This window comes from Pseudomonas sp. FW305-25 (assembly GCF_017351415.1).
GTDB classification, from domain to species: domain Bacteria; phylum Pseudomonadota; class Gammaproteobacteria; order Pseudomonadales; family Pseudomonadaceae; genus Aquipseudomonas; species Aquipseudomonas chlororaphis.
Window position 1 is genome coordinate 1 of the sequence record NZ_JACNDE010000073.1, and the last position, 5,458, is coordinate 5,458.

2 tRNA genes and 3 rRNA genes are annotated in these 5,458 nt (G+C 51.4%); all 5 read left to right on the forward strand.

The window, feature by feature from the left end:
- Window positions 1-302: 302 nt before the first annotated feature.
- Window positions 303-1,839, forward strand: a 16S ribosomal RNA gene (locus J4E58_RS31670).
- 65 nt (window positions 1,840-1,904) lie between these two features.
- Window positions 1,905-1,981, forward strand: a tRNA-Ile gene (locus tag J4E58_RS31675).
- Between the two features lie 26 nt (window positions 1,982-2,007).
- Window positions 2,008-2,083, forward strand: a tRNA-Ala gene (locus tag J4E58_RS31680).
- 240 nt (window positions 2,084-2,323) lie between these two features.
- Window positions 2,324-5,215, forward strand: a 23S ribosomal RNA gene (locus tag J4E58_RS31685).
- Between the two features lie 139 nt (window positions 5,216-5,354).
- Window positions 5,355-5,458, forward strand: a 5S ribosomal RNA gene (rrf, locus tag J4E58_RS31690); the annotation flags it as partial.

Here is a 5,458-nt window from a genome sequence, read left to right on the forward strand (position 1 = left end):
CCTCCCGCTGACGAGAGATCGGAAGCGCAAGTGGTTGAAGTTGCAAAGGAAACTTTGAAAACTTCTTAAAATAACCGCTTGACAGATACAGAGGCTGCTGTAGAATGCGCGCCTCGGTTGAGACGAAAGACTTAACCAACCGCTCTTTAACAACTGAATCAAGCAATTCGTGTGGGTGCTTGTGGAGTCAGACTGATAGTCAGAAAGATTATCAGCATCACAAGTTACTCCGCGAGAAATCAAAGATGTAACCAACGATTGCTGAGCCAAGTTTAGGGTTTTCTCAAAACCCAAAGATGTTTGAACTGAAGAGTTTGATCATGGCTCAGATTGAACGCTGGCGGCAGGCCTAACACATGCAAGTCGAGCGGTAGAGAGGTGCTTGCACCTCTTGAGAGCGGCGGACGGGTGAGTAATGCCTAGGAATCTGCCTGGTAGTGGGGGATAACGTTCGGAAACGGACGCTAATACCGCATACGTCCTACGGGAGAAAGCAGGGGACCTTCGGGCCTTGCGCTATCAGATGAGCCTAGGTCGGATTAGCTAGTTGGTGGGGTAATGGCTCACCAAGGCGACGATCCGTAACTGGTCTGAGAGGATGATCAGTCACACTGGAACTGAGACACGGTCCAGACTCCTACGGGAGGCAGCAGTGGGGAATATTGGACAATGGGCGAAAGCCTGATCCAGCCATGCCGCGTGTGTGAAGAAGGTCTTCGGATTGTAAAGCACTTTAAGTTGGGAGGAAGGGTACTTACCTAATACGTGAGTATTTTGACGTTACCGACAGAATAAGCACCGGCTAACTCTGTGCCAGCAGCCGCGGTAATACAGAGGGTGCAAGCGTTAATCGGAATTACTGGGCGTAAAGCGCGCGTAGGTGGTTCGTTAAGTTGGATGTGAAATCCCCGGGCTCAACCTGGGAACTGCATCCAAAACTGGCGAGCTAGAGTATGGTAGAGGGTGGTGGAATTTCCTGTGTAGCGGTGAAATGCGTAGATATAGGAAGGAACACCAGTGGCGAAGGCGACCACCTGGACTGATACTGACACTGAGGTGCGAAAGCGTGGGGAGCAAACAGGATTAGATACCCTGGTAGTCCACGCCGTAAACGATGTCAACTAGCCGTTGGGAGCCTTGAGCTCTTAGTGGCGCAGCTAACGCATTAAGTTGACCGCCTGGGGAGTACGGCCGCAAGGTTAAAACTCAAATGAATTGACGGGGGCCCGCACAAGCGGTGGAGCATGTGGTTTAATTCGAAGCAACGCGAAGAACCTTACCAGGCCTTGACATCCAATGAACTTTCCAGAGATGGATTGGTGCCTTCGGGAACATTGAGACAGGTGCTGCATGGCTGTCGTCAGCTCGTGTCGTGAGATGTTGGGTTAAGTCCCGTAACGAGCGCAACCCTTGTCCTTAGTTACCAGCACGTAATGGTGGGCACTCTAAGGAGACTGCCGGTGACAAACCGGAGGAAGGTGGGGATGACGTCAAGTCATCATGGCCCTTACGGCCTGGGCTACACACGTGCTACAATGGTCGGTACAGAGGGTTGCCAAGCCGCGAGGTGGAGCTAATCCCACAAAACCGATCGTAGTCCGGATCGCAGTCTGCAACTCGACTGCGTGAAGTCGGAATCGCTAGTAATCGCGAATCAGAATGTCGCGGTGAATACGTTCCCGGGCCTTGTACACACCGCCCGTCACACCATGGGAGTGGGTTGCACCAGAAGTAGCTAGTCTAACCTTCGGGAGGACGGTTACCACGGTGTGATTCATGACTGGGGTGAAGTCGTAACAAGGTAGCCGTAGGGGAACCTGCGGCTGGATCACCTCCTTAATCGACGACATCAGCTGCTTCATAAGCTCCCACACGAATTGCTTGATTCATTGAAGAAGACGATTGGGTCTGTAGCTCAGTTGGTTAGAGCGCACCCCTGATAAGGGTGAGGTCGGCAGTTCGAATCTGCCCAGACCCACCAATTACTGGTGCACCCTGTAGCGATACGGGGCCATAGCTCAGCTGGGAGAGCGCCTGCCTTGCACGCAGGAGGTCAGCGGTTCGATCCCGCTTGGCTCCACCATTACAGATTGGTGTCCATCGTTTAAAGCTTAGAAATGAGCATTCCATCAAGCTGATGGTGAATGTTGATTTCTGATCTTTATCAGAATCGTTCTTTAAAAATTTGGGTATGTGATAGAAAGATAGACTGGATAGCACTTTCACTGGTGTTTATTCAGGCTAAGGTAAAATTTGTGAGTTTAATCGCGAATTTTCGGCGAATGTCGTCTTCATAGTATAACCAGATTGCTTGGGGTTATATGGTCAAGTGAAGAAGCGCATACGGTGGATGCCTTGGCAGTCAGAGGCGATGAAAGACGTGGTAGCCTGCGAAAAGCTTCGGGGAGTCGGCAAACAGACTTTGATCCGGAGATGTCTGAATGGGGGAACCCAGCCATCATAAGATGGTTATCTTGTACTGAATACATAGGTGCAAGAGGCGAACCAGGGGAACTGAAACATCTAAGTACCCTGAGGAAAAGAAATCAACCGAGATTCCCTTAGTAGTGGCGAGCGAACGGGGACTAGCCCTTAAGTGGCTTTGAGATTAGCGGAACGCTCTGGAAAGTGCGGCCATAGTGGGTGATAGCCCTGTACGCGAAAATCTCTTAGTCATGAAATCGAGTAGGACGGAGCACGAGAAACTTTGTCTGAATATGGGGGGACCATCCTCCAAGGCTAAATACTACTGACTGACCGATAGTGAACTAGTACCGTGAGGGAAAGGCGAAAAGAACCCCGGAGAGGGGAGTGAAATAGATCCTGAAACCGTATGCGTACAAGCAGTGGGAGCAGACTTTGTTCTGTGACTGCGTACCTTTTGTATAATGGGTCAGCGACTTATATTCAGTGGCGAGCTTAACCGAATAGGGGAGGCGTAGCGAAAGCGAGTCTTAATAGGGCGTTTAGTCGCTGGGTATAGACCCGAAACCGGGCGATCTATCCATGGGCAGGTTGAAGGTTAGGTAACACTGACTGGAGGACCGAACCGACTACCGTTGAAAAGTTAGCGGATGACCTGTGGATCGGAGTGAAAGGCTAATCAAGCTCGGAGATAGCTGGTTCTCCTCGAAAGCTATTTAGGTAGCGCCTCATGTATCACTGTAGGGGGTAGAGCACTGTTTCGGCTAGGGGGTCATCCCGACTTACCAAACCGATGCAAACTCCGAATACCTACAAGTGCCGAGCATGGGAGACACACGGCGGGTGCTAACGTCCGTCGTGAAAAGGGAAACAACCCAGACCGTCAGCTAAGGTCCCAAAGTTATGGTTAAGTGGGAAACGATGTGGGAAGGCTTAGACAGCTAGGAGGTTGGCTTAGAAGCAGCCACCCTTTAAAGAAAGCGTAATAGCTCACTAGTCGAGTCGGCCTGCGCGGAAGATGTAACGGGGCTCAAACCATACACCGAAGCTACGGGTATCACGTAAGTGATGCGGTAGAGGAGCGTTCTGTAAGCCTGTGAAGGTGAGTTGAGAAGCTTGCTGGAGGTATCAGAAGTGCGAATGCTGACATGAGTAACGACAATGGGTGTGAAAAACACCCACGCCGAAAGACCAAGGTTTCCTGCGCAACGTTAATCGACGCAGGGTTAGTCGGTCCCTAAGGCGAGGCTGAAAAGCGTAGTCGATGGAAAACAGGTTAATATTCCTGTACTTCTAGTTATTGCGATGGAGGGACGGAGAAGGCTAGGCCAGCTTGGCGTTGGTTGTCCAAGTTTAAGGTGGTAGGCTGGAATCTTAGGTAAATCCGGGGTTCTAAGGCCGAGAGCTGATGACGAGTTACCTTTTAGGTGACGAAGTGGTTGATGCCATGCTTCCAAGAAAAGCTTCTAAGCTTCAGATAACTAGGAACCGTACCCCAAACCGACACAGGTGGTTGGGTAGAGAATACCAAGGCGCTTGAGAGAACTCGGGTGAAGGAACTAGGCAAAATGGCACCGTAACTTCGGGAGAAGGTGCGCCGGTGAGGGTGAAGGACTTGCTCCGTAAGCCCATGCCGGTCGAAGATACCAGGCCGCTGCGACTGTTTATTAAAAACACAGCACTCTGCAAACACGAAAGTGGACGTATAGGGTGTGACGCCTGCCCGGTGCCGGAAGGTTAATTGATGGGGTTAGCTAACGCGAAGCTCTTGATCGAAGCCCCGGTAAACGGCGGCCGTAACTATAACGGTCCTAAGGTAGCGAAATTCCTTGTCGGGTAAGTTCCGACCTGCACGAATGGCGTAACGATGGCGGCGCTGTCTCCACCCGAGACTCAGTGAAATTGAAATCGCTGTGAAGATGCAGTGTATCCGCGGCTAGACGGAAAGACCCCGTGAACCTTTACTATAGCTTTGCACTGGACTTTGAATTTGCTTGTGTAGGATAGGTGGGAGGCTTTGAAGCGTGGACGCCAGTTCGCGTGGAGCCATCCTTGAAATACCACCCTGGCAACTTTGAGGTTCTAACTCAGGTCCGTTATCCGGATCGAGGACAGTGTATGGTGGGTAGTTTGACTGGGGCGGTCTCCTCCTAAAGAGTAACGGAGGAGTACGAAGGTGCGCTCAGACCGGTCGGAAATCGGTCGTAGAGTATAAAGGCAAAAGCGCGCTTGACTGCGAGACAGACACGTCGAGCAGGTACGAAAGTAGGTCTTAGTGATCCGGTGGTTCTGTATGGAAGGGCCATCGCTCAACGGATAAAAGGTACTCCGGGGATAACAGGCTGATACCGCCCAAGAGTTCATATCGACGGCGGTGTTTGGCACCTCGATGTCGGCTCATCACATCCTGGGGCTGAAGCCGGTCCCAAGGGTATGGCTGTTCGCCATTTAAAGTGGTACGCGAGCTGGGTTTAGAACGTCGTGAGACAGTTCGGTCCCTATCTGCCGTGGACGTTTGAGATTTGAGAGGGGCTGCTCCTAGTACGAGAGGACCGGAGTGGACGAACCTCTGGTGTTCCGGTTGTCACGCCAGTGGCATTGCCGGGTAGCTATGTTCGGAAAAGATAACCGCTGAAAGCATCTAAGCGGGAAACTTGCCTCAAGATGAGATCTCACTGGAACCTTGAGTTCCCTGAAGGGCCGTCGAAGACTACGACGTTGATAGGTTGGGTGTGTAAGCGCTGTGAGGCGTTGAGCTAACCAATACTAATTGCCCGTGAGGCTTGACCATATAACACCCAAGCAATTTGCGCTTAACAGCCAGATTGCGGTGTGTGAAGACGAAACGAACCGAAAGTTCGAGAAAACACACAAACTATCGCATACCCAATTTGCTGAAGCGTCGAAAGACGACTCGGCACACCGAATTTCTTGACGACCATAGAGCATTGGAACCACCTGATCCCATCCCGAACTCAGCAGTGAAACGATGCATCGCCGATGGTAGTGTGGGGTTTCCCCATGTGAGAGTAGG